Here is a 402-nt window from a genome sequence, read left to right as displayed (position 1 = left end):
GGACACGACACAGCGCACGCGCTTGATCGACTGTTGTCACCACTCCCTGGCGCAGCAGGTTGTTGATCTGTTGGGGCTGGGCGCTATCCATGCACCCATGTTGTGCTGTGCCCCTCGCGCGCGCACGTGGTGGCACGCGTAGATGTATCCGCTACAAAAGAACTATCAGTACCACCCTGTTGCGCTGACGCTGGCCACCATAATTGAACGGCTGACGTTGCCGCCGCCTCGTCGCATGAGGCAGTGGAACTCAACGACGGCGCTCGCGCTCTGGCTTGATGCGCTGGGCACGCTGACCTGGGCAGAGCAGGACTGCGAGGTGCTGGCATTGCGCCAGTCCGGCGCCGTACTGCCAACATTCGCCGCGCCGGCGTTGGCGAACTCAAAGCGCAGGTCGTACTC

At 62.9% G+C, this 402-nt stretch carries 1 protein-coding gene; it reads left to right on the top strand.

The annotated features are described in order from the left end of the window. Nucleotides 1–142: 142 nt before the first annotated feature. A partial coding sequence (locus tag D7X55_RS43145; protein WP_147470546.1) for a hypothetical protein occupies nt 143–402 on the top strand: 260 nt, incomplete at its 3' end.

It is taken from the genome of Corallococcus sp. AB049A, from assembly GCF_003668885.1.
Classification (GTDB): Bacteria; Myxococcota; Myxococcia; order Myxococcales; family Myxococcaceae; genus Corallococcus; species Corallococcus interemptor.
The sequence above is the reverse complement of the archived record's forward strand: the minus strand, read 5'-3'. Positions and strand labels throughout refer to the sequence as shown.